Annotated in this window: 17 protein-coding genes and 1 pseudogene; 10 read left to right on the top strand and 8 right to left on the bottom strand. The window is 73.1% G+C overall.

Annotated features, from left to right (window positions below; genetic code table 11):
* Positions 1 to 144: 144 nt before the first annotated feature.
* On the bottom strand, positions 145 to 1,521 hold the full coding sequence (locus tag EAO76_RS11000) for a deoxyribodipyrimidine photo-lyase (RefSeq protein WP_148835740.1): 1,377 nt from the start codon (positions 1,519 to 1,521) through the stop codon (positions 145 to 147).
* A gap of 193 nt (positions 1,522 to 1,714) precedes the next feature.
* Positions 1,715 to 2,836 carry a PP2C family protein-serine/threonine phosphatase gene (locus EAO76_RS11005; protein ID WP_262375380.1) on the bottom strand — a complete coding sequence of 374 codons (1,122 nt, stop codon included), beginning with the start codon at positions 2,834 to 2,836 and terminating at the stop codon, positions 1,715 to 1,717.
* A gap of 173 nt (positions 2,837 to 3,009) precedes the next feature.
* Between EAO76_RS11005 and EAO76_RS11010 the strand changes: the two genes are divergently transcribed.
* A complete protein-coding gene (locus EAO76_RS11010) occupies positions 3,010 to 4,044 on the top strand; it encodes a helix-turn-helix domain-containing protein (RefSeq protein ID WP_148835742.1) in 1,035 nt (344 codons plus the stop codon).
* Positions 4,045 to 4,176: 132 nt separating this feature from the next.
* Positions 4,177 to 7,569 carry a S8 family peptidase gene (locus EAO76_RS11015; RefSeq protein ID WP_148835743.1) on the top strand — a complete coding sequence of 1,131 codons (3,393 nt, stop codon included), beginning with the start codon at positions 4,177 to 4,179 and terminating at the stop codon, positions 7,567 to 7,569.
* Between the two features lie 71 nt (positions 7,570 to 7,640).
* On the opposite strand, the gene EAO76_RS11020 is transcribed toward EAO76_RS11015, so the two are convergent.
* Positions 7,641 to 9,173 (bottom strand): hypothetical protein, encoded by a 1,533-nt coding sequence (locus EAO76_RS11020; RefSeq protein ID WP_148835744.1) that lies wholly within the window; start codon positions 9,171 to 9,173, stop codon positions 7,641 to 7,643.
* 132 nt (positions 9,174 to 9,305) lie between these two features.
* The gene (locus EAO76_RS11025) at positions 9,306 to 10,070 is read right to left on the bottom strand and encodes an aminoglycoside adenylyltransferase family protein (protein WP_187438553.1); all 765 of its coding nucleotides are present in this window, start codon (positions 10,068 to 10,070) and stop codon (positions 9,306 to 9,308) included.
* 330 nt (positions 10,071 to 10,400) lie between these two features.
* Here EAO76_RS11025 and EAO76_RS46025 point away from each other — a divergent pair, with 330 nt between their 5' ends.
* From EAO76_RS46025 to EAO76_RS11050, 5 genes are all read left to right on the top strand, one after another.
* A complete protein-coding gene (locus EAO76_RS46025) occupies positions 10,401 to 11,168 on the top strand; it encodes a restriction endonuclease (protein WP_316248329.1) in 768 nt (255 codons plus the stop codon).
* A 188-nt stretch (positions 11,169 to 11,356) separates the two neighbouring features.
* Positions 11,357 to 12,196: a CPBP family intramembrane glutamic endopeptidase gene (locus tag EAO76_RS11035; protein WP_187438554.1), complete on the top strand. Its 840-nt coding sequence runs from the start codon at positions 11,357 to 11,359 to the stop codon at positions 12,194 to 12,196.
* Complete coding sequence (locus EAO76_RS11040) at positions 12,193 to 13,350, top strand: sensor histidine kinase (protein ID WP_148835746.1); 1,158 nt, start codon at positions 12,193 to 12,195, stop codon at positions 13,348 to 13,350. The genes EAO76_RS11035 and EAO76_RS11040 overlap by 4 nt, the downstream gene beginning before the upstream one ends.
* A complete protein-coding gene (locus EAO76_RS11045) occupies positions 13,347 to 14,006 on the top strand; it encodes a response regulator transcription factor (protein WP_148835747.1) in 660 nt (219 codons plus the stop codon). Before EAO76_RS11040 ends, EAO76_RS11045 begins: the two co-directional genes overlap by 4 nt.
* 115 nt (positions 14,007 to 14,121) lie before the next feature.
* A complete protein-coding gene (locus tag EAO76_RS11050) occupies positions 14,122 to 14,991 on the top strand; it encodes a hypothetical protein (protein ID WP_262375381.1) in 870 nt (289 codons plus the stop codon).
* A gap of 97 nt (positions 14,992 to 15,088) precedes the next feature.
* Here the strand turns inward: EAO76_RS11050 and EAO76_RS11055 are convergent, their stop codons facing one another.
* Complete coding sequence (locus tag EAO76_RS11055) at positions 15,089 to 15,526, bottom strand: hypothetical protein (RefSeq protein ID WP_148835748.1); 438 nt, start codon at positions 15,524 to 15,526, stop codon at positions 15,089 to 15,091.
* A 614-nt stretch (positions 15,527 to 16,140) separates the two neighbouring features.
* On the opposite strand from EAO76_RS11055, the gene EAO76_RS11060 reads away from it, so the two are divergent.
* Entirely contained in the window at positions 16,141 to 16,443 is a 303-nt protein-coding gene (locus EAO76_RS11060) for a hypothetical protein (protein WP_148835749.1), read from the top strand.
* 98 nt (positions 16,444 to 16,541) lie between these two features.
* Here EAO76_RS11060 and EAO76_RS11065 read toward each other — a convergent pair.
* A pseudogene (locus EAO76_RS11065) lies at positions 16,542 to 17,608 on the bottom strand (alkene reductase).
* 201 nt (positions 17,609 to 17,809) lie between these two features.
* Positions 17,810 to 18,019: a hypothetical protein gene (locus tag EAO76_RS11070; RefSeq protein WP_187438555.1), complete on the bottom strand. Its 210-nt coding sequence runs from the start codon at positions 18,017 to 18,019 to the stop codon at positions 17,810 to 17,812.
* Positions 18,020 to 19,088: 1,069 nt separating this feature from the next.
* Between EAO76_RS11070 and EAO76_RS11075 the strand changes: the two genes are divergently transcribed.
* Positions 19,089 to 19,637 carry a GNAT family N-acetyltransferase gene (locus tag EAO76_RS11075; protein ID WP_148835810.1) on the top strand — a complete coding sequence of 183 codons (549 nt, stop codon included), beginning with the start codon at positions 19,089 to 19,091 and terminating at the stop codon, positions 19,635 to 19,637.
* A 138-nt stretch (positions 19,638 to 19,775) separates the two neighbouring features.
* Entirely contained in the window at positions 19,776 to 20,459 is a 684-nt protein-coding gene (locus tag EAO76_RS11080; protein ID WP_262375382.1) for a maleylpyruvate isomerase N-terminal domain-containing protein, read from the top strand.
* 158 nt (positions 20,460 to 20,617) lie between these two features.
* On the opposite strand, the gene EAO76_RS11085 is transcribed toward EAO76_RS11080, so the two are convergent.
* Positions 20,618 to 22,303 (bottom strand): PHP domain-containing protein, encoded by a 1,686-nt coding sequence (locus EAO76_RS11085; protein ID WP_148835750.1) that lies wholly within the window; start codon positions 22,301 to 22,303, stop codon positions 20,618 to 20,620.
* Between the last annotated feature and the right edge of the window lie 59 nt (positions 22,304 to 22,362).

The raw sequence follows: 22,362 nt of genomic DNA on the forward strand, positions 1-22,362 counted from the left end.
CGGGTCACTGCTGTCTTCCCCTCCACCACGGCTCCCCATCTGCGTCCGCCCGACCTCGCTGCCCAGGACGGGCCGTCGGGCGGAACAGTTCCCGGGCCCCGTCCCCAGGAGGGTACGGGCGGGGCCCACCGGGTCCGGACGCGGTCAGTCCGCCAGGCCGCGGGCCCTTCGGAAACGCTCCCTGCCCTCGGACAGCGTGACGACGGGGCCGGGGTAGTCGTACCGGGCCCGCTCCGGGGCCGGCAGCTTCCACGGCTCGTGCACCGCGGCCCCCGCGATCCCGCCCAGCTCGGGCACCCAGCGGCGGACGTACACCCCCTCGGGGTCGTACCGCCTGCCCTGCGTCACGGGGTTGAGCACCCGGTTGGGCCGGGTGTCCGTGCCGGTACCGGCCACCCACTGCCAGTTGAGCTGGTTGTCGGCCACATCGCCGTCCACCAGCAGGTCCAGGAAGTGGCGGGCGCCGACCCGCCAGTCGACGTACAGCGTCTTGACGAGGAAACAGGCCGCGAGCAGACGCCCCCGGTTGTGCATCCAGCCCTCGTGGGCGAGCTGCCGCATCGCCGCGTCGACCACCGGATACCCGGTGCGGCCCCGCTTCCACGCGGTGATCTCATCTGCCGCCGCCGTACCCGAGCGCCAGCGGTCGTGCCGGGTCCGGTAGTCCGCGACGGCCGCCGCGGGCCGGGCCGCGAGCACCTGATGGTGGAAGTCGCGCCAGCACAACTGCCGGACGAACGCCTCGGGGCCCGCACCACCCACGAGGCGCGCACGGTGGACGAGTTCCGCGGGGGAGAGCGTGCCGAAATGCAGGTGCGGGGAGAACCGGGAGGTCGCGTCGCCGGCCAGATCGTCATGGCGCTCCGCGTAATCCGCCGCACCGGTGCGCCACCAGGCCGTCGCGCGCCTGCGGCCCACGCTCTCCCCGCCCGCGGCCAGCCCCTTTGACACCCCGGTCACCGAGGCGCGGGAGGGCAGGCCCTCCGACGCGACGCCGTCGGGCACGGGCACCGCCCGCGGGGCGGGCAGCGGGGTCCGCGGGAGCACCTGCGACCAGCGGCGGAAGTACGGGGTGAAGACCGCGAAGTGGTCCGACCCCGCGGGCGTCACCGCGCCGGGCGGGACCACGGTGGTCACCGCGTCGTGCACGCGCAGGCGCCGGCCCGCCGACGTCAACGCCTCGCGCAGCCGCGCCTCCCGCGCCAGTGCGAAACGGCTCACCCCGGCCGACATGTGCACCTCGTCCGCGCCCACCTCCGCGGCGACCCGGCACACCTCCTCCACCGTGTCGCCCGAGCGCACCACCAGCCTGCCGCCGCGCCCGCGCAGGGCGGCGTCGAGGTCGCCCAGGCAGTCGGCGAGGAACGCCCGGCGATTGGGCGGGGCGAAGCCGGCCGCGTCGATGGCGGGGTCCCGCACGAACAGCGGTACCACTTCGCCCGAGGCCGCGAGCGCCGTGTGCAGCGGCGGGTGGTCGTGCACCCGCAGATCCGCGGTGAACAGGACGATCGGGACGGTCATTGCGTCACTCCTGGTCGGGTCCGGTCGAGGGAACGGCCCCCTGACAACAGCGCGGAACCCCGGACGGTGGCGGGGGCCGCGGCTGTTTTCCGGGCACGACGCGACGCGCCCCGTCGGGCGGCGACCGGTGGAGGGGCGCCGGGGCCGGTGGACCGCCGGAGCACCGGATGACCCCGGCACCGCGCCCGGCCCGTCAACGGCGCGGTGACCGCCGTACCGTCAGCACCGCCACGTCGTCGTGCCGCTCGCCGCCCCCGGCGAACGCGCGCGCGTCGTCGCAGAGCGCGCGTGGCAGATCGGTGGGGGAGAGCGACACGTACCGGGTGAGGCTCTCGGTGAGGGGATAGAACGAACCGTCCGCGGCACGGGTCTCGGTGAGCCCGTCCGTGGTCAGGAGCAGGGTCGCGCCGGGCGGGAAGACGAACCAGTCGACCGTCGCGGGTTCGTCCGCGAGATCGGCGAGACCGAGGGGGACGCCGGAGGTGAGGGCCGGCGTCATGACGGCGGCGTCCTGCAGCAACTGCGGCAGGACGTGACCGCAGTTGATGGCCTGCGCCTCCGCCCCCGCGTCGACGCTGAGGACGAGCGCGGTGACGAACCGCTCGTCGTCGCCGGTCTGCGCGGCATAGGAGTTGTGCCGTACGACGGAGGCGTCCAGGGCGTCGACGAGCGCGGTCAGGGTGGGTTCCCGGTGGGCCGTCGCACGGAAGGCGCCGATGACGGCGAACGCGGCGCCGACCGCCGGGAGGCCCTTTCCCTGGACGTCGCCGATCAGCACCCGGGTCCCCCACGGCGAGTCGACGACGTCGTAGATGTCCCCGCCGACCAGACGGTCCTCCTGCACCGGCTCGTACACACCGTTCACCAGGACGTCGTCGGTGAGCATGGGCAGGGGGCGCAGGATGTGACGCTGCATCGCGGCCGCGGTGGAACGCAGCCGCATCATCTCCTGCTCCCGGTTGATGCGGCGGTGGCACGCGTAGACGGAGGCCGCCCCCAGGACGAGGGTGAGCAGGATCATGAGGATCCTGTCGAGCCACGGCCATCCGTCCCCCTGCCGGACCAGCATGGCGAGGACGACGACGAACTCGGTCCAGGCGGCCACGAACTGCGTCTGCCGGACGGTGCACAGCGCGGACGCCGCCCCCGGAAGGAACACGAGAAGCCCGAGAAGCCACACCGGGGACTGCGACAGGGCCCCCAGAACCGTCACCAGCAGGGTCACCACGGCGACGGCGATCACGACTTCGGTCCCGCTCGGGGGCTCGATGGCCTCCACCGGGCGCGTCGGCTTCTTCGAATGGTTACGGAGCACGGGACCTCCGGGACAGATGGTGCATTTCCCTTTACCGTAGACAGCCCCCGACCGCAGGGCGACCGCGCCTCGCCGGACGGCCGCACCCCTCCCGGCGGCAGGCATTCCGGGTCGGCGCACGGCGCGCCGGGCGGCGGGGATAGGGTTCCGTCCGAAAAGGGGGAGGGAACCGGATGCTGCGGGCGCTGGGACTGGGACCGGCCGAGGAGGCCGTCTACACCGCTCTGCTGCCCCGGTCGTCGGCCTCCGCCCAGGACCTCGTCCGGCAGACCGGACTGGAACGTGCCGGCATCGCCCACGTCCTGCGCGACCTGGCGGCACGCGGCCTGGTCGCGGTGGTGTCCGAGGAAGCGGGCGGCGGGGCACCCGCCCCGGCCGGCCGGGAAACCGACGACGGCCCCGCCACCCGCTACCGGCTCACCCCGCCGTCCGTGGCCCTCGCCCCGCTCCTCGTCGAGCAGCGCAACGCGCTGCAACGGGCCGAGACCGCGTTCTCGGTGCTCACCGAGCAGTACCGGAACACCGCCGCGCACCCCGCGGGCAGCGTCGTGGAGGTGGTCGTCGGCGTGGAGCAGGTCGCCCACCGGTTCCACCAGTTGCAGCGCGGCGCGCAGCGCGAACTGCTCGTGTTTCTCGTGGGCGCGCCGATCGCGGTGCCGCGCGAGGACACCGACCTGGCGGAGAGCTCCGCACTGGACCGCGGGGTCGAGTTCCGGGTCGTGGCCACGAAGGACTACCTCGACGGACATGAGGTGGCGCCGGACATGCGGGAGGCCATCACGGCGGGGCTGGAACTCCGCCTGGTCGAGAACCTGCCGCTGAAGATGGTCGTCTCGGACCGGGAGCGCGCCATGGTGCCGCTGGAGGTGGCCGGCTCCTGCGGCGAGCCGAGCGCCATCGTCGTGCACCGCAGCGGCCTGCTCACCGCCCTTGTGCACCTGTTCGAGAAGGAGTGGGCGCAGGCCCGGCCGCTGTACCCCACCACCACGGGCGTACGGGCGCAGGTCGCAGCGGAGAAGCAGCCGACCGAGGGTGAACTCGAGGTCCTGTCCCTGCTGTTGGCGGGGGTCTCCGACCGGCGCGCGGCCTCGCAGCTCGGCGTCTCCATCCGGACCGTGGAGCGGCGGACGCGCCGCCTGATGGACCTCGCGGGGGCGGACTCCCGACTGCAGCTCGGCTGGCACGCGGCCCGCGCGGGCTGGCTGTGACCAGCACCCCGGCATGACCGCCTGACGGAAAACCGACATGCGGGAAACCCGTCACGCGCAGACATCCCTGCACCATGCGCATGTCTGCCAGGCTGCAGCCGCACCAAATCTTTGTGCCGAGTAGGGAGATTCATGCGTCCCATCACGCGTATAGCCATGGGTGCGGCGTCCGCCGCGACCCTGGCCTTCACGGCGGTCACGCCGTCCGGGGCGGCGGACGCGCCCCATGACGCCGCCTCGGGGAAGAGGCCCATCGTCGGCAGCGAGGCCGCGCAGAACCGCGGCAAGCAGACGACGGTCACGCTCGTCACCGGCGACAAGGTCCTTGTGACCACGGACAAGTCGGGCCGCAGCTCCGCGGCGGTGCTGCCCCGCGAGGACGGCACGCAGCCGATGTTCCGGACCTACCAGTCGGGCGAGGACCTCTACGTCTATCCCGACGGCGTCACCCGGGCCATCAGTGAGGGCGTGGTCGACGACCAGCTGTTCAACGTCACCGGCCTCATCCGCCAGGGCTACGACGACGCGCACACCGACGCGCTCCCGCTGATCGCCACCTACGGGAACGGCGTGAACGTCGCCAGGAACGCGCCGGAGGCACCTCGCGGCTCCGAGCAGAGCCTGCTGCTCCCCGCCGTGGGCGGCGTGGCGCTCAAGGCGGACAAGGACACCGCCGCCACGTTCTGGCGGGACGTCACCGACCCCCGCTCGCGTTCCGCCTCCGCGCTGAAGAAGCTGTGGCTGGACGGCAAGGTCGAGGCCACTCTGGACCGGTCCACCAAGCAGGTCCACGCGCCCGAGGCATGGGCGGCCGGCTACGACGGCAAGAACACCAAGGTCGCCGTGCTGGACACGGGCGCGGACGCCGAGCACCCGGACCTGGCCGACCGGATCACCGGTACCAAGAACTTCACGGACTCCAAGACCTCCGACGACTATGTGGGCCACGGCACCCACACCGCCTCCACGGTCGGCGGGTCCGGCGCCGCGAGCGACGGCAAGAAGAAGGGCGTCGCCCCCGGCACCTCCCTGCTCATCGGAAAGGTCCTCAACGACAGCGGGGCCGGTCTGGACTCCTGGGTCATCGCAGGGATGCAGTGGGCCGTCGACCAGCAGGCCGACATCGTCTCCATGAGCCTGGGCAATCCGTCGGCCAGGGACTGCACCGACCCGGTGGCACAGGCCACGGAGCAGCTCGCGAAGAGCGAGCACACCCTGTTCGTCGTCGCCGCGGGCAACTCCGGACCGGGCACCGAGACCGTCTCCTCGCCCGGGTGCGTGCCCGACGTGCTGACCGTCGGCGCCGTGGACCGGGACGACACCACCGCCCAGTTCTCCAGCCGCGGCCCCGTGGCCGTCACGCACACGCTCAAGCCCGAGATCGCGGCTCCGGGCGTCGACATCTCGGCGGCCTCCGCCGGCGGCCGCGGCGTCTACGCCTACCGGTCGATGTCCGGCACCTCGATGGCGACCCCGCACGTGGCGGGCGCCGCGGCCATCCTCCGCCAGGCCCACCCGGACTGGACCGCGCAGCAGATCAAGGCCGCACTCGTCTCCTCGGCCCGCACCGGCGGGAAGGTGGCCGGCGCCGAGGAGACCGGCGGCGGCGTCCTCGACGTGTTCGCCGCGGTGAACCAGAAGGTGCTCGCGGCCCCCTCCGTCCAGGCCGGCAGCTACAACTGGCCCCAGGACGCGTCCGACCGCACCACCGTGCAGGTGCCGTTCACCAACACCGGCACCAAGGACGTCACCCTGGACCTGAAGGTCAGTGACGTGCACGGCAACGACGGCAGCGCGGTCCGCTCCGGCATCATCAAGGCGGAGCAGCGCAAGCTGACGGTCCCCGCAGGGGCCACCGTCCAGCTGCCGGTGCGGATCGACCCCACCGCCCGCCTCCAGGACTCCCAGTACGGCGCGGTCACCGGCCGGATCCTGGCCACCGGAAACGACGTGCACGTCTCCGTGCCGGTCACACTCCACGTCGAGCCGGAGACGGTCACGCTCCGGGTCAAGACCCTCGACCGCAACGGCGCCGCCGCGACCGGCAACTCCTCCCTGGACCTCGTCAGCCTGGACACCGACGAGGGAGAGCGCCGCAAGAACGCCGGGGCGCCCGACCAGACCTATCGCGTCCGCCCGGGAAGCTACTCCCTCAGCGGCTTCGTGACGACGTACGGCGCCGGCAACGCGCCCGAATCGATGAGTTACCTCGCGCAGCCGGAGCTCCGCCTCACCCGGGACACCACCGTCGTCCTCGACGCGCGCAAGGCCCACCGGCTGAGCCTGGACACCGAACGGCCCGCGAAGGTGGACACGACCACCTTCAGCTACGCCCGTGGCTGGGACGACACCTGGCAGGTCTCCGGCTCGCTCACCACGGACGGCACCGTCCAGAAGTTCTACGCGGACATCGACGGGCGCGTCACGGACGGCACCTTCACGTTCCGGCCCACCTGGCGTGCCACCGGCTCCCAGGACGACTCGTCGTACGTCTACAACCTGACGTTCCCCACCCACGGCCCGCTCGGCGCCGACCGGACGTACCGGCCCAAGGACTCCCGGCTGGCGCGGGTCACCGAGACCTGGAACGCCATGGGCAAGGAAGCGGACTACCTCGACGCCCTGTTCCTGCGCCCCGCCGAGAACAGCGCCGCGTACGTTCCCGTGAGCCCGTACGGCTCGGTGCACGTGCCCGGTACCCGCACCGCCTACTACACGGCCGCCGAGGACGCCGTCTGGTACCACGGCGCCATGACCAGCTTCCCGTTCGCCGCGTTCATGGGCGACCAGGAGCGCACCTACCGGCCCGGCGAACGACGCACCGAGGAGTGGTACGGCGACCTCCTGAGGCCGTCCGCGTCGCGCGACAACGACGGCAAGCTGCTGCTGGCCGCCGAGCGCCAGGGCAACCTGATGGGCTTCCAGACCGGGTTCTGGCTCGACGGTTCCGGGGACCACTGGTCCCCCGGCGGGTCCTTCGGTGACATCGGCAACCTGGCGCTGAAGCGCGACGGCGAGCTGATCGGCAAGCGCGTCGACCCCTACGGCGTGTTCGAGGTGCCGGACGGGGACTCCGTCTACGAACTCACCCAGAACCTGCAGAAGATCGACACCTCGGACCGGAACTGGCTGCGCTCCACCGCCGTCTCCACCTCCTGGACCTTCCGCTCGCACCGGGAGACGGACGTCTTCTCGCGCGGCCTGCCGCTGCTCTTCCCGGCCTACGACCTGCCGGTGGACGGCATGAAGACGCTGCCCGCGGAGAAGGACCTGAAGGTCGGCCTGTCCGTCGAGGGGCATGACGGATACACCCCGGGCGCGATCACGGCGGCCACGCTGTCCTACTCCTACGACGGCGGAACCACCTGGACCCAGGCGCCGACCGGGCGACAGGACGGCCGCTGGACGGCCACCCTCGACCACACCGGGGCCTCCGGCAAGCAGGTCACCCTGAAGGCGACCCTCACCGACGCCAACGGCAACGCGGTCACCCAGACCATCACCCGCGCCTACGACGTCCGGTGAGCAACCGGTAGACACCAGGTCGGGGCCGCGTGGCAGTACGTCCGCCACGCGGCCCCGACCGGTTCGTGCGGTCAGTGCACGCAGACGTGGGGGGCCGCGACCCCCGTGGCGGGGGGCGCGCTCGCGGCGGCGGCGCGCGCCACGTCGGACAGCAGGCGCAGGCGCTCCGCCCGGTCCAGATAACGGCCCGCGACCAGGACGGAGTCGATCCGCCGGGTATGGCGGACGTCGGTGCGCGGGTCCGCGTCCAGGACCAGCAGATCGGCGCGGTCGGCGGGCAGGCCGAGCATCCGGGCGGGCGCGGCGGTCGCGGCGTGGAGGACGTCCCGGGTGGGCAGCCCGGCCTCGGCGAGCAGTTCCAGCTCGTGGTGGAGGGAGAAACCGGGGACCGCGTAGCCCGTTCCGGTGTCGGTGCCCGCGAGCAACTGCACACCGGCCCGGTGGAGTTCCGCGACGAGGCGCAGCCGGTGCTCGTAGATCCGGTGGATGCGGGCGGTGTCCCGCGCGGTGCGCCCCGCGGTCAGGGCGGACCACACGGTGGGCCAGTATCCGGTCATCCAGTCGGGCAGATACGCGAACTCGGGCGAGTTCTCCGGGAGTTGGTCGGTGCGTTCCAGGGAGTGGTGGACGGTGAGGGTCGGTACGACACGGGTGCCGTTGGCGGCGAGCCGGTCGAACAGGGCCCGGGTGCGGCCGACGTCGTACGTCTGCACCGCCTGCCACTCCACCGCGTGCACCTGCCGGAACCAGCTCGCGTAGCGCTCGAAGCTGGTGCCGATGGCGGGGTCGATGCGGACCTTCGCCATGGCCCGCCTGATCTCGGGCTCCCGGGCCGAGGTGGCGAGGAGAAGGGCGTGGAGGTGCTCGATGGACTGCTGCCCGGCGTCACTGGCACGGGCGATGGGCAGGGCGTCGGGGCAGTGGCCTGCGTACCGCAGGCCCTGTCGCCGGGACTCGTCGGCGATCGCCTCGTACGCCTCGGGCGTGAGCCGCGAGTACACCTTGACGAAGTCGGCGCCGCTCGCCTTCGTCTCGCGCACCGCGCGGCGCGCGGACGGGGCGTCGGTGACCTCGATGACGCGTTCGTCGAGGTCACCGGCCCACAGCGAGGGACTCCCGTCGATGATCGAGCCGGCGATCACCCAGCGGGGGCCGAGGAGTTCGCCCGCGCGGACCTTGTCGCGCCACTCGTGGTGGACCGGCCGGCCCCACATCTCGCGCACCGCGGTCACACCGTTGAGCGGGAAGAGGGGCGGCAGCACGTTCTCCGGCCCGTCGTTGTGGACGTGGGACTCGACGAGACCGCCCGGGACGATGTACTTGCCGGTCAGGTCGTACACCGTCGCCCCGGGGGGAATCGGGACCTCGGCCGAACGGCCCGTCCGGGTGATGCGGCCGTCGCGCACGAGGACGGTGTGGTCGGCGCCCGCACCGAGGACGGTGGCGTGGGTGAGGGCGATGGTGGTACCGGAACTCCGATCGGACACGGACGTCGCGTGTCGCGGTGTCACGCGGGGGGCGGCCGCCGCGGACGGTGCGGCGGACAGGAGGGCGCCGCCGGTGAGGGCGGCGGAGGCGGCGAGGGCTTCGCGTCGAGTGGGCATGGCACCACTCTGGTCCCGGTCCGGGCACCGGTCACTGGCTCCAGGCGGTGAGTGGGAGGTGTCGTTGGCGACACCGTGGGGAGTGGCGCCACGGAGCCCCCGCCGGCCGGCGGGGGCTCCGTCGTGCCGGGATCACGCCCTCGGGTGGTGCGGAGCGTCGATCTCGGTGAGCACGTGCTCGACGTGCGGGCGCACCCGGGCCCTCAGCTCGTCGCTCCAGATCTCGTCCTGGTAATGGCGGGTGAGATACAGGTTCCTGGCATGCTCCAGGACGGGGCGGTGCTCCGGGGGCAGCCGGGCGAGGGCCCAGTCGGCGGCGGCGTCCTTCGACCTGATCCCGCCCGTGGCCAGGGTGGTCCAGACGCGCGCGAGGGTCAGCAGGACGTTGCGGGTGTCGTCCTCCAGTTCGGCCAGGAGCGCGGGGACGCCCGCGACGCTCGCCCGGACGAGGTCGGCGTGCGGCACCGGGTCGAGGACCTCGGCGGGACGCGGCCCGGTCAAGGGGTGATCGCCCGCCAGGACCGCCGTGAGCACGAGGGCGAGGTCCGGCATCGGGCAGGGCCGCGGGACGTGGCCCGCCTCGTATTCGGCGCGCAGCCACTCGCCGTGGAGGAAGTCCCCGATCGGCGGGAATCTCCAGGGGCGGACCTCGGACCCGACCACCACGGTGAGTTCGACCGGCCGGACCGTGGGTGTGAGGCCGGAGATCTCCAGCAGGCCCGCCAGGAGCGATTGCCGCTGACGTTCATTCAGGCTCCGTCGTGCGACGGCCAGGACGTCCAGGTCACTGGCCGGGACGAGCCCCCCGAGCACGGCGGACCCGTGGAGGTACGTGCCGACGAGATCCGGCCCCAATGCGTCGCGGACGAGTTCGACGGTCCGTTCGAGCTGATCCATCACAACAGTGTCGGACACGCGCGGCCGCGTCGATGCCGAAACGGGGCACGTCACCCCCGAGGGACCCGTGCGAAAGTGTGGTTCCACGTCGTGGGCGAGGCCGACAGCCGCGTGATGTCCGGCCAGGAGCGACTGCTTCGTGCCATTCGCCGGCAACTGTCCCGCGGACCGGCCGGGATCCGGCTGCACAGGAGGACGGAGTCGACACGCCGCGTCCCCGCAGGGTGGCCGGTCGTCGGGGAGGTCTGGACGGTTGCTGACCATCGATGCGGCGGTGCTGCCCGCAGTTGTCGTCGCCCTGCGGCCGCGCAGCCGTACGGGGGCCGACCGGTGAGCCCCCGCGCCCGCCGGCCCGCGGCGGCCGGGTGCCCGCCGGCCCGGCGACGTACCCGCAGGCCCGACAAGTCCAACGGGCCCGGCCGCCCCGACCGGACCGGCGGACCCCGCAGACGGCGACGGGCGGACGACCGGCTGATCGGGCCCCTCGCGGCCGGGGCCCTGGGCGTCGCCCTGACGGTGACCGTCGTCAACTGGCTGCCGGCCCACTGGTGGGTCCTGATCGCCCCGGGCGCCCTCGTGGCACCGGCCGGCGCGGGCCTGCTCCACCGGAGGCGGCAGCGGGCACGATGGGAAGCGGTCCGGGCGCGGGGACTGCGCTACGCGCTTCCCCGACTGGACGCCCCGCACCACACCCGGTTCGAGGACGCGGTGCGGGACCTGATGCACCGTGACGGCTGCCGGGACGCGACCCGGGTCGGCGGCAGTGGTGACCCGGGCGCCGATGTGAAGGCCACCGACCCCTACGGGCGCAGGTGGGTGATCCAGTGCAAACACCGCCGTGACGGCCTCGCCGGCTCCGCCGCGGGCACGCCGGACCTCCAGATCCTCAACGGCACCGCCCGCCAGGTCCACGGCGCCGACGTCGCGGTGATCGTCACCAACGGCCGGTTCACCGCCCCCGCCGTGACCTTCGCCGAGCAGCAGTGCCACCACGTCGTCGACCGCCACACCCTGGGCGCGTGGGCGGCCGGCTCACGCCCGTTGTGGGAACTGCTCCGCGCCGTCCCGCCACCTCGCGAACCGACCTCGCTCTCCTGAACGCCGCGGGGCCGCCCCGGAAGGAAACCTCGCCGTGAACTTCCTTGCTGCTCCGGGCCGTCGGGCCCTGTCCCCCGTGCGAGCCACAACCGAATGTCCACCGTGAGGTGACGATCTCCGGCCGCCGGATCCGTAACGTCCGTCGCAGACCGCGGCACGCCGTTCACGGGTTCGACGAAGGAGCATCGATGAGGTTCGTTTGGCAGTTCCTGGCCGTCATGGTGATGTACGCCATCGGCGGCGGCACCGTCACCGCGGTGAAGGAGAACGACTGGCTCACGTGCGCCCTCGGCCTCGTCGTGGCCGCGCTGGCGGTGCTCGTGTACGCATGGGTCGTCCGGCGCACCGAACACCGGCAGGCCCTGGACGTGGCCCGCGAGGGCGCCGCGGCCAGGACCGGCCGGGGCGCCCTGATCGGTGCCGGGATGTTCGGCGCCGTCATCGTGAACCTCTTCTCCTCCGGCCACTACGAGGTCGACGGCCTCGGCTCGGTGGAGGGCGCGCTGGGGCTGCTCGGCTTCATGGCCGCCGCCGCCGCGACGGAGGAAGTGGTCTACCGCGGCGTCCTGTTCAGGATCATCGAGGAGCACATCGGCACGTACGTCGCGCTGGCGCTGACCGGCCTCGTGTTCGGGTTCTCGCACCTGCTCAACGAGCACGCCACGCTGTGGGGCGCCATCGCCATCGCCATCGAGGCCGGCTTCATGCTCGCCGCCGCGTACGCCGCCACCCGCAGCCTCTGGCTGACGATCGGCGTGCACTTCGGCTGGAACTTCGCCGCGGCCGGCGTCTTCAGCACCGAGGTCTCCGGCAACGGCAGCAACCCGGGGCTGCTGGACGCCACCGTCTCGGGCCCGGAGCTGCTCACCGGCGGCAGTTTCGGACCGGAGGGCAGCGTGTACTCGGTGGGCTTCGGGGCCCTGCTCACGCTCGTGTTCCTGTGGCTGGCCCACCGGCGCGGCAACATCGTCGCGTTCGGCGCCCGGCGCGCCGCGCGCGCCGACTCCACCGTTACACTGCCCCGATGACCATTCGCCGACGGGGTCCGGAGTTGTGGCGTCGGCTCGACATCACGGTCCGGGACCTGCCGCTCGGGCTGCTGCTCCTCGTCGCGTCCCTGCTGCCGTCGCTGCACGGCAACGGGACGGAGGTCGGCGGCCTGCCCACCCGGCCCGCGGACGCGCTCGCCGGGGTCGCGGCCGTACTCCAGTGCCTCCCGCTCGCCGTGCGCCGCCGGTGGCCGCAGGTCTGCGTCGCCCTGGTCACGGCCGGTTTCGTCCTCGACCAGCTCCGGGGCTACCACCTGTTCGCCGGCTCCGCACTGCCCGTCGCCCTGCTGAGCGCGGGCTCCTACCTGGAACGGTACCGACGTGCCCTCCCCGTCGTCCTCACCGCGGTGTTCGGGGCCCTGTCCGTCGTGCTGTACCAGATCGGTCCGGGGCGCGACCCGCTGGCCGAGTTCGTGACGTTCTACCTGGCGCTGGCCCTCGCGTGGGGCATCGGTACGTGGATGCGTTCCGCCCGCGCGGCGGAGGCCGACCGCCGCAGGCGGAGCGCCGAGGACGCCCGCAACGCCGAATGCACCCGCATCGCCCGCGAGTTGCACGACGTCGTCACCCACCACGTCACGGCGATGGTCGTGCAGTGCGAGGCCGCCCGGTATCTGACCGCCGCGCCCGAACGCCTCGATCAGAGCCTGGCCGCCGTCAGCGACACCGGCCGACGGGCCATCACCGACCTGCGGCACCTGCTCGACCTGCTCGACCCGGACCACGGCCCCGAACCCAGGACGCCGCCGGGCGGCCGGCTGCTCACACTCGTCGAGCAGACCCGCCGGGCGGGGCAGCCGGTGGAGTTCACCGAGGAGGGCACCCCGGCGACGACGACCGGCAGCGCCGACCTCGTGGCCCACCGCGTGGTGCAGGAGGCCCTGACCAACGCCCTCAAGTACGACCACGGCGGCAGGACCTCGGTCCTGGTGCGCCATTGCGAGAAGGAGATCACCGTGGAAGTCGGCACGGACGGTTCGGGTTCGCGGGCCGAGTCCCCCGGCGGAAGCGGACGGGGGCTGGCCGGTCTGCGGGAACGGGTCGACGTCCTGGGCGGCGAATTCAGTTCCGGCCGGCGGACGGGCGGCGGCTTCGTCGTCCGGGCCCGGATACCCGGGAGGAACCCGTCGTGAGCGCACCGGTCCGGGTCCTCGTCTGCGACGACCAGGTGCTCGTCCGCACCGGTCTGTCCACCATCATCGACGCCCAGCCCGACCTGGAGGTGGCGGGCGAGTGCGGGGACGGGCGGGCCGCGGTCGAGCTCGCCGGCGAACTGCGCCCGGACATCGTGGTGATGGACGTGCGCATGCCGGTGCTCGACGGCATCGAGGCCACCCGCCGACTGGCCGGCCCCGGCGTCGAGCATCCCGTCAAGGTGCTCGTGGTGACGACGTTCAACCTCGACGAGTACGTCTACGAGGCGCTGCGCGCGGGCGCGAGCGGGTTCCTGCTCAAGGACGCGCCGCCGGACCGGCTGCTGCACGGCATCCGGACCGTCGCCACGGGCGCGGCACTGCTCGACCCCGACGTGACGCGCCGGCTCGTGGGCCGGTACGCCGCCCGGATCCGGCCCACCGAGGGCACCGCACAGGACATTCCGCTGACGCCACGCGAGATGGAGGTCCTCCGGCTCATCGCGGACGGCCGCTCCAACAGCGAGATCGCCGCGGCCCTCGTGATCAGCCACGAGACCGTCAAGACCTTCGTGTCCCGCATCCTCGCCAAACTCGGCCTGCGCGACCGCGTCCAGGCGGTCGTCTTCGCCTACCGCCGCGGCCTGGTGACCTGAGCAGGCCGGGTGTGGCCGGATCCGGCGGCGTCCTGTTCCCCCCGGCCCGCCCCGTGCGGGAGGCTGTGGCGCGCGAACCACGACCGGCGGCCCGACCGACAGAACGGGGCATGTGATGGCCGAGGCACGGGAAGACGACGCGGGGGAGCCCGCGCAGCACACGATGACCTCGTTCGACGACATCTACGACCGGGCCGATCCCCGCGCCTTCTTCCGCGAACTCGGCGCGTTCGGCTACCGGACACCGCATCACGCCCAGCGCGTCTTCCGCCGGCTGGCGGCACTGCGGCTGCGGGCCCCGGGGGAAGCGGTGCTGGACCTGTGCTGTTCGTACGGCATCAACGCGGCCCTGCTCAACCACGAGTTGACCCTGGACGACCTATACGCCCACTACACGTCGCCGCGGGTGGCCGCCATGACCTCGGAGGAACTGACCGAGTACGACACGTCCTTCTTCCGCGCCCGCCGCAGACGGGACGCCGTCCCGGTGATCGGCCTCGACATCGCGCCCGACGCCATCGCCTACGCACGGGCGGTCGGCCTGCTCGACGCCGGGTTCGCCGAGAACCTGGAGACCGCCCCGCCGACCCGGGACCTGCTGGACGCGGCCCGGAGCGTCCGGCTCATCACCGTCACGGGCGGTGCCAGTTTCCTGTCCCGGGCCACGTTCCGGCCACTCCTGGACAACGCCCGCACACTGCCGTGGGTCGCGGCCTTCGTCCTGCGCACCGGCTCCTACGCGCCCATCGCCGAACATCTGGCCGGTCACGGCCTGACCACCGAGACGTACCCCGGACGCACCTTCGTCCAGCGCCGCTTCACCGGCACCGCCGAGCAGCGGTACGCCGTCGACGCGGTGACCGCCCAGGGGCACGACCCGGACGGCAGGGAAACGGCGGGCCATTTCCACACCGCGCTGCATCTCTCGCGCCCCGCGGCCGACGCCGGTACGCCCCCGCTCGACGAACTGGTCGCGGGCGAATGACCCCCGCCCTCCACCGGTGTTCCGCCCTCCACCGGGGGCGCGGAACACCGGTGGAGGGCGATCGCCCGGCAGGGTCCGCGACCCCCGGCACCCGTGCTCAGCCGTCTTCGCCCAGGACGACGCCGTACTCGTCGTCGTAGCCGTCGTCCTTCAACCGGAGCGACAACGTGCCGCGCTCACCGGTGAAACGGATGTCGACGGTGCTCTCCTTCTCCCCCGGGAAGAAGCGGGCCGTGGCCGGACGCCGGGCGGCCTCGCCCCAGCGGGTCACCCAGCGTTCCGCGTCGTCCCGGGCACCTTCGCCCTTTGCCGCGAGATCGGCCAGCCCGTCGACGTCCCCGGCCCCGAGCCGCGCCAGAACCCGCTCCGTGACGGAGAGGCTGCCGGGGGTGGGGCGGCCGGTGACCTCCAGATCGAGTTCGGAGACACCGCTCCTCACCCGGTCGGGCGTCTTGTCCGTGTTCAGGGCGTCGCACCCGCCGAGCACCAGCACCGCCGCCCCCACCAGGCCCGAGGCCCGGTACGCCCGCCTCAACCGGGCCTCCCCGGACGATCGACGGCCGGCGGACGACGGAGTGCCGGGCCGGTGGCCACGGACCACCTGAATCCGGGCATGGCAGTACTCAGCAAGAAGAACCCCTCCCACGAAGGCCGAGAAATTGTGAAGATAGTGGATTCTTCCGGATCCGCGATCATTCCAAGGTCCCGAACCGGACGGGTCCAAAGTCCCGGGTCCTCACGACCACGCAGGTGGAGGGGCGCGTCGGCCCGGCTCCATCGATACCGCGCCGGGAAGCTGTCTCCGGGGGAGCCGGACATCGAGCCCCGGGAGCGCCGGCTTCATTGACCGCCGTACGTGAGATGCAGCCCGTCAAGCCGCTCCGACCGCGACGTCGGGCGGTGCGGGGAACGCGGACTCCTCGGCAGGGAGCAGTGATCCGGGCCGAGTCGCCTGCCGCGGACCGGGTGATTCCGGTGGGCAAGGTCCATGGGCATAGTTGACCCGCATCGGCGACTTACGTACTAAACCCGGATCCTCGTGGGCAAATTCAGCCCTGGTCGCTTCGTGGGGAAGCGGCCGGGCGCCGTCGGGCGCGGGTCCGTCGGACGGGGCCCGGGCCTGCGGCCGTTGAGCGAAAGGCGGATGCCATGAGCATGATCCAGACCGGCAGGCTGCAACTGAACTCCACTCACGCCACGGCGGTGAAGGGCGGGGACACCTCGACCTTCACCCAAGTCACCTTCCCCTCTCCGTTCCCGGACGGCGCCGCGGTGATCGTGGTGCCGTTCGTCCAGACGTTCAACGGACCCGACACCCCGGGCCTGCGCATCAGTGACGTCACCACCACCGGCTTCAAGATCCGCATGAACGAACTCGTCGGCGTCGGCAAGGCGTTGTCGGACGGGCCGCACACCTTCGAGACCGTGGGCTGGATCGCGTCCACCGTGTGACCGCTCCCGCGGGCCGAGAACCGCCGCCGGCATCGCTGCCGGCCCGGACCCTTGAGCAGCGGTCCGGGCCGGTTCGGCGGTCGTGGTGGGGCGGCGGGTCACGCGTCCGCCGGGACGAGACCGGCACGGTCCGCCGCGTCCGGGTCGCCCAGGGCCGGGTAGTCGGTGTAGCCGTCGGCCCCGCCCGTGTACATCAAGCCGTGGTCGCGCACCTGGTTGACGGGGGCACCGGTGCGCAGCCGGTGCACGAGGTCCGGGTCGGCGAGGAACGGCCGGCCCAGCGAGATCAGGTCGGCACCCGCGGCGAGCAGCCGCTCGGCGGCGGCCCTTCCACCGTCCTCGGGGAACGGACCGCCCCAGCCCATTACCGGGTTGGCGATGAGCGTGCCGGGCCAGGCCGCGCGCAGTTCACGGAACAGCGCCTGGTCGGGGTCGGCGAACACGACGTGCAGGTGGGCCGGGCCGATTTCGGCGAGGGCGGCGACCAGTTCCGGGTAGATGGCCTCGGTGTCGCCTTAGGCCATGGCGTTCGCGGTGACACAGGGGGCGATGCGGACGCCGACCCGCTCGGCGCCGATCGCGTCGACGACGGCGCGGACGACCTCGACGGTGAACCGGATGCGGTGGGCGACCGGCCCGCCGTAGGCGTCGGTGCGACGGTTGGTGTCCTGGCCGAGGAACTGGTGCAGCAGATAGCCGTGTTCGCGGAGTGCACCTCGACCCCGGCGAAGCCCGCGGCCACCGCGTTCCGCGCGGCGTTCGCGAAGTCCTCGACGGTGGAACGGATTTCGTCGACCGTCATCTCGCGCGGCACCACCGAAGGACGCGAATCGGACGGGGTGTGCATCGGATCGGGGAACGGCACGGGGGAGGGCGCGACGGGGTGGAGTCCGCTGGTCTCCGGGTGGCCGATCCGGCCGCCGTGCTGGAGCTGGAGGAACATCCGTCCACCGGCGGCGCGCACGGCGTCGGTGACCGCCCGCCGGCCCTCGACGTGCGTGTCCCGGTAGACGGCCGGGATGTTCGGGTACGTCGCGCCGACCGCGTTCGGCGTCGTGGCCTCGGCGATGATCAGCCCGGCACCGGCCCACTGCGCGTAGTACTCGCCCATGATCGGCAGCGGAGTGCCGTCGGCGGCGGCCCGGTTGCGGGTCATGGGGGCCATCACGAGACGGTTCGGCAGGTCGAGCGGGCCGAGCCGAGTAGGCCCGAACAGGTCGCGGGCGGTGGAGGTGGCGACGGGGGCGTTGGAGGCGGCGGCGTCGGAGGCCGGGTTCGCGGTCATGGCAGGGGTCCTTTCGGAATCCGTGGATCGGGGGCCGGGGTTCGTGCGGTGCATCGGAAGTGACGCGGTGGAGAAGGGCGTTCAGGACGCGGGGCCCCGGCCGGCCGGGAAGCCGTGGACACGGGCCGCGAGCACCACGACGAGGACGGGGACGAGGAGCACGAGCGCGCTCCGGGCGAACGACTCCACACCGAACAGGTCGAACAGCAGACCGCCGAGCAGTCCTCCGGCGGCCATCGCCGCGTCCGACGGCGCCGGGACCGGAGAACCGGCGGCGACCGTCGACGGCATCGTCGACGGCGTACCCGACCCGGTGCGCCGCGGCCGGGCGCTGTGGCTGTGCGCGTACGGAGAGTTCAGCACGAACGACACGGCGGCGAGCGCCGAGCTGAACGATGCCGCGGTGGCACTGTTCGAGGCGGCCGGAGACCGCTGGGGCATCGCCGCCGGGCTCGCGCTGCGCGCGATGCACGGACTCTTCACCGGCGACCTGGCCGCCCTCGACCGCGACGGCGTGCGCGCCGCCACGGCCTTTTGCGAACTCGGTGACCGCTGGGGCGAGTTGCAGACCGTCTCGCCGCTGTCCGCGCACGCGCAGATCATGGGCGACTACGCCACGGCCGAACGCCGCCAGCGGCAGGGCCTGAAACTCGCCGAGGAGCTGGGCCTGCACACCGAGGTGTCCGCACGGCTCTCGGGGCTCGGTCGCCTCGCACTGCTCGCCGAGGACTGGCCGCGCGCCGCCGAACTCCACGAGCGGGCAAGGAAACTGGCCGCCGAACAGGGCTACCGGTTCGGCGAGGCGGCCGCCGGGACCGGCCTCGCGCTCGGCGCGCGCCGCTCCGGCGCGCTCGACGAGGCCGAGGCCCGGCTGATCGGCATGCTGAGGCGCTTCGTGTCCCCGGTCGGCGACCACCTGCGCCACGCCGAGCTGCGCGGCGACCGCGGCACGGCGCTCGCCCGCCAACTGAAGGGTCTTGAGCACGCGTCCGGCCTCGCCGAACCGCGCGCGTACGCGCTGTCGCTGGAGGGCCCGGCCGGGGTCGAGCCGCTCGCGGCCGGTACCGAGGGCCCGACCCGCGCCGCGGTGCTGCTCGGTGCGGCCGACGCCGCGCGGCGCGGCGTGGGCGCCCCCTGCCCGCCGCGGAACGCGCCGACGTCGACCGGATCACCGCCCGGACGACCACCGCCCTGGGCGAGGAGGCGTTCCGGGCGGCGTTCGAACGCGGCGCGGGCATGGCCCCGGAGGAAGCCGCCGCGCTCGCCCGCACACCGACGGCGGACCGAACACACCCGGCGACGCGGGCCACCGGCGTACGCGAAAGCCGATCGGTGCCGCCGGGACGATAGGTTGCCCACCATGACCGAACTGGGAACCGACGCCTGGCCACCCGCCCCGATACGGACCGGACGGCTCGTGCTCCGCGAGTCCGGGGCCCATGACCGTGCGGCGTTCATCGAGCTGTTCGCCTCGCCCGAGGTGGGCACGTACATCGGGGGTGCCCGGCCGCGCGACGAACTCGAACGCGCGATGCCCGAAGTGGCGGGGCGACGCCCCGGCTGTTTCGTCGTGGAGCTCGACGGGGCGATGATCGGCATGATCACGCTCGACCGGCGCGGCGCGGACCGCCGGGGACACGTCCGCCCGGAGGGCGGGGAGGCCGAACTCGGTTACCTGTTCCTGCCGCGGGCATGGGGGCATGGGTACGCCGCCGAGGCGTGCGCGGCGGTCCTCGACTGGTCCGCCGCCGCACTGCCCGGCGAACCGGTGGTGCTCAGCACGCAGACCGCCAACGAACGCGCGATGCGCCTGGCGGCCAAACTGGGATTCACCGAGGTGGAACGGTTCGAGGAGTGGGGCGCCGAGCAGTGGTTCGGCGTACGGCACCCGGGCACGCCGGCCGGTTGAGCCGATGCCCGGCATCCCCCCGGACGGCGTCGGCGCGGCAAGCAGGTTTGGTGCCGCGGGAACGACCTGGAGCCGCGCACAGCGGAACGACCCGGTGATTCACTCCATGCTCCGCGCGGAGCGGAACGGCGGTACAGCGTGAACCAGGACCGTGTGCTCGAAGCGTTTCGGCTGGAATCCGGGGCCCTCGCCGATGCGGTGGCGGGGCTCTCCGAGACCGAGTGGAACCTCCCGACCCGCTGCGCTCCCTGGAGCGTGCTCGGCCTGCTCGGGCACGTATGCGTGGTGGTGGACTGGCTTCCGGCCATGCTGGACGCACCGGCGCCCGGTGAAGCGGAGATCTCCGCGGTGGAGTACTACCGGCCGGACGACCGCTTCTCGCCGCGGACCAACGGTACGCGGATCGCGTTGGCCCAGGACCGTGCGGCGCGTTCGGCAGGTGGCGCCGCCCGCGCCGAGGATTTCGCCGGGACCTGGCGACGAGCCGACCGGCTGTGCCGGGCCCAACCGGCCGACCGGACCGTCCGGACGCGTCATGGTGACGCCATGCTCCTGTCGGAGTTCCTCCTCACCCGGGTCGTGGAGGTCGCCGTCCACGGCCTCGACCTGGCCGACGCGCTCGGACGCGAACCCTGGCTGACCCCGGCGGCCGGTGAGGCCGTGACGGAGCTGCTTCTCGGCACGGAACACGTCGCGGCCGTCGACGGGCTGGGGTGGAGCCGGCCCCATTTCCTGCGCAGGGCCACCGGCCGGGAGCCGCTGACCGGGGCCGAAGCCGCGCAGATCGAACGGCTCGGCATCCGATGGCTCGCGCTGGGCTGACCCCGCGTCAGGTGAACCGCCGGCCCTGCACGGGCTCCCGTGCCGGGGTCCGGCGGTCCGCGCGGTAGAGGTCGATGGCGAGGGCGACGGCGGCGTGGGTGGCGGGGTGGGGGTCCTGCCGGCGCCAGACGAGGTGGACGGGGACCCGGTCGGCGGGTTCAGCGCACGACGTCCACGAAGACCGGGTTGGTGTAGAACCAGGTGTCGAGCCACGGGTTGCCCTTGCCGGGCTCGTGCGGCCGCGGGCCGTGCGGGTCGATCGCCGCGCCGAGGAACCCCGCCCCGTTGCGCCTGCCGTCGCTGCCGCGCAGCCGCAGGTAGAACGATTCGTCCGCGCGCCCGACCGGGATGCGCAGGGTGTACGTGCCGCGTCGGCCCGACACGTCGGCGGTATGGGCGACCCGGGTGTCCGGGGCGTGCCAGTCGTCGCGGTCGGCGGCCGGGCCGCGGACCGCGCCGCGGATGACGTCGACGTGCTCCAGGCGCGGCAGCACGCCGTACGGGTTGCGGCGGGAGGCCGCGGTCACCGTGACGGTGAGGGTGAGCCGCTCGCCGCGCCGGGCGCGCAGCCGGCCGCCGAGTGTGGCGCTGTTGCCGCGCTCGCCGCGCACCTTGACGTCGATGCCGTCGACGAGGTGGCCGTGGTCGACCCAGACCCGGCCGGCCCGCAGCCCCTCCATCACGTGCCGGTAGCCGTACCGGGTGACGCCGACGTGCGTGCGGCTGAACTGGCCGGGCCAGAAGTCGCCGCCGGGCTGCGGCTCGGTGGTGTCGTACGGGTCGGGGAGGCGGCCGGTGCCGTCGAAGTCCTGTCCGGGCGGCCAGGCGCCGTTGACCCAGGTGTCCTGTGCGACACGGTGGACGTCGGAGTTGGAGGTGATGGTGAAGAGCTTGCCCTCCGCCAGCATCGCGTCCCACAGGCCGCCGACGGTCGCGGTCGCCCAGTCGAAGCCGCCGTAGGTGACGTACGCCTCGCGCGGGTAGCCGGGCCAGGAGTCCGCGGAGGGCGAATTGGTGTACTCGCCGCGGACGTTGGTGTCCGGGTGCCAGCCCGGGATCGCACCGGCCTGGGCGCCGGGGGCGCCCTCCATGCCGATCATGATCTCGGGGGCTGCGTCGCGCCAGCCGCGCATCTCGTGCGGGGAGTCGATGCCGAGCCGCATGGGGTGGTTGGCGAGGACGAGGACGTCGTCGACGTACCGGGTGCGGCGCTGCTCGGCCAGCCACTTGAGGGCCTTGATCGCGTGCGCCTCGTTGCGCGGGGTGTCGGGGTGCGTCGGGGCGCCGGCCGTGTAACCGAGCAGCTTGCCGTCGAAGGCCTCCTCGAAGCGGGTGAGCAGGTCGACCTCGTGCCGTCCGGGCGGCGAGAAGACGGTGCAGTGCTCGGCTCCGGGGATGTACCACTCCAGTCCCTGGAAGATCAGCATGCGCCTGTTCTCGGCGCGGGCCCGCAGGATCTCCCGGTGTTCGAGCGCGGCGCCGCGCTCGGCGTGGCCGATGTTGCTGTGCTCGGTGAAGACCATCCAGTCGAGGCCGAACTTCTGTCCCGCAGAGGCGAGTTGGGAGAAGGTGTACTTGGCGTCGTGACTGTAGACGGAGTGGTTGTGGTGGTCCCCGACCAGGTAGACCAGGTCGGGGGCGCGCCCGTCGCCTCCCCCGTGTCCGTGTCCGTGGGACCGGTTCCCCCGCTCGTCGGCCAGTGCGGGCAGCGGCAGCGAGGCGGCGGCGAAGGCCGCTCCGAACAGGCCGGCGCGGCGCATCAGCCCTCGACGGCTGAGCCCCTGGGGGTCGAGCGACTCCGCGGGCACCTGGGGGTCGGCCCATTCGGGCACGGGGCGGTACATGGGGTGTGGTTCTCCTTCGTGCGGGACGGCGGCGTTCCGCGGCTCGGACCCCGGTGCCG

This window comes from Streptomyces sp. sk2.1 (assembly GCF_008120935.1).
In the GTDB taxonomy this organism is placed as follows: Bacteria; Actinomycetota; Actinomycetes; order Streptomycetales; family Streptomycetaceae; genus Streptomyces.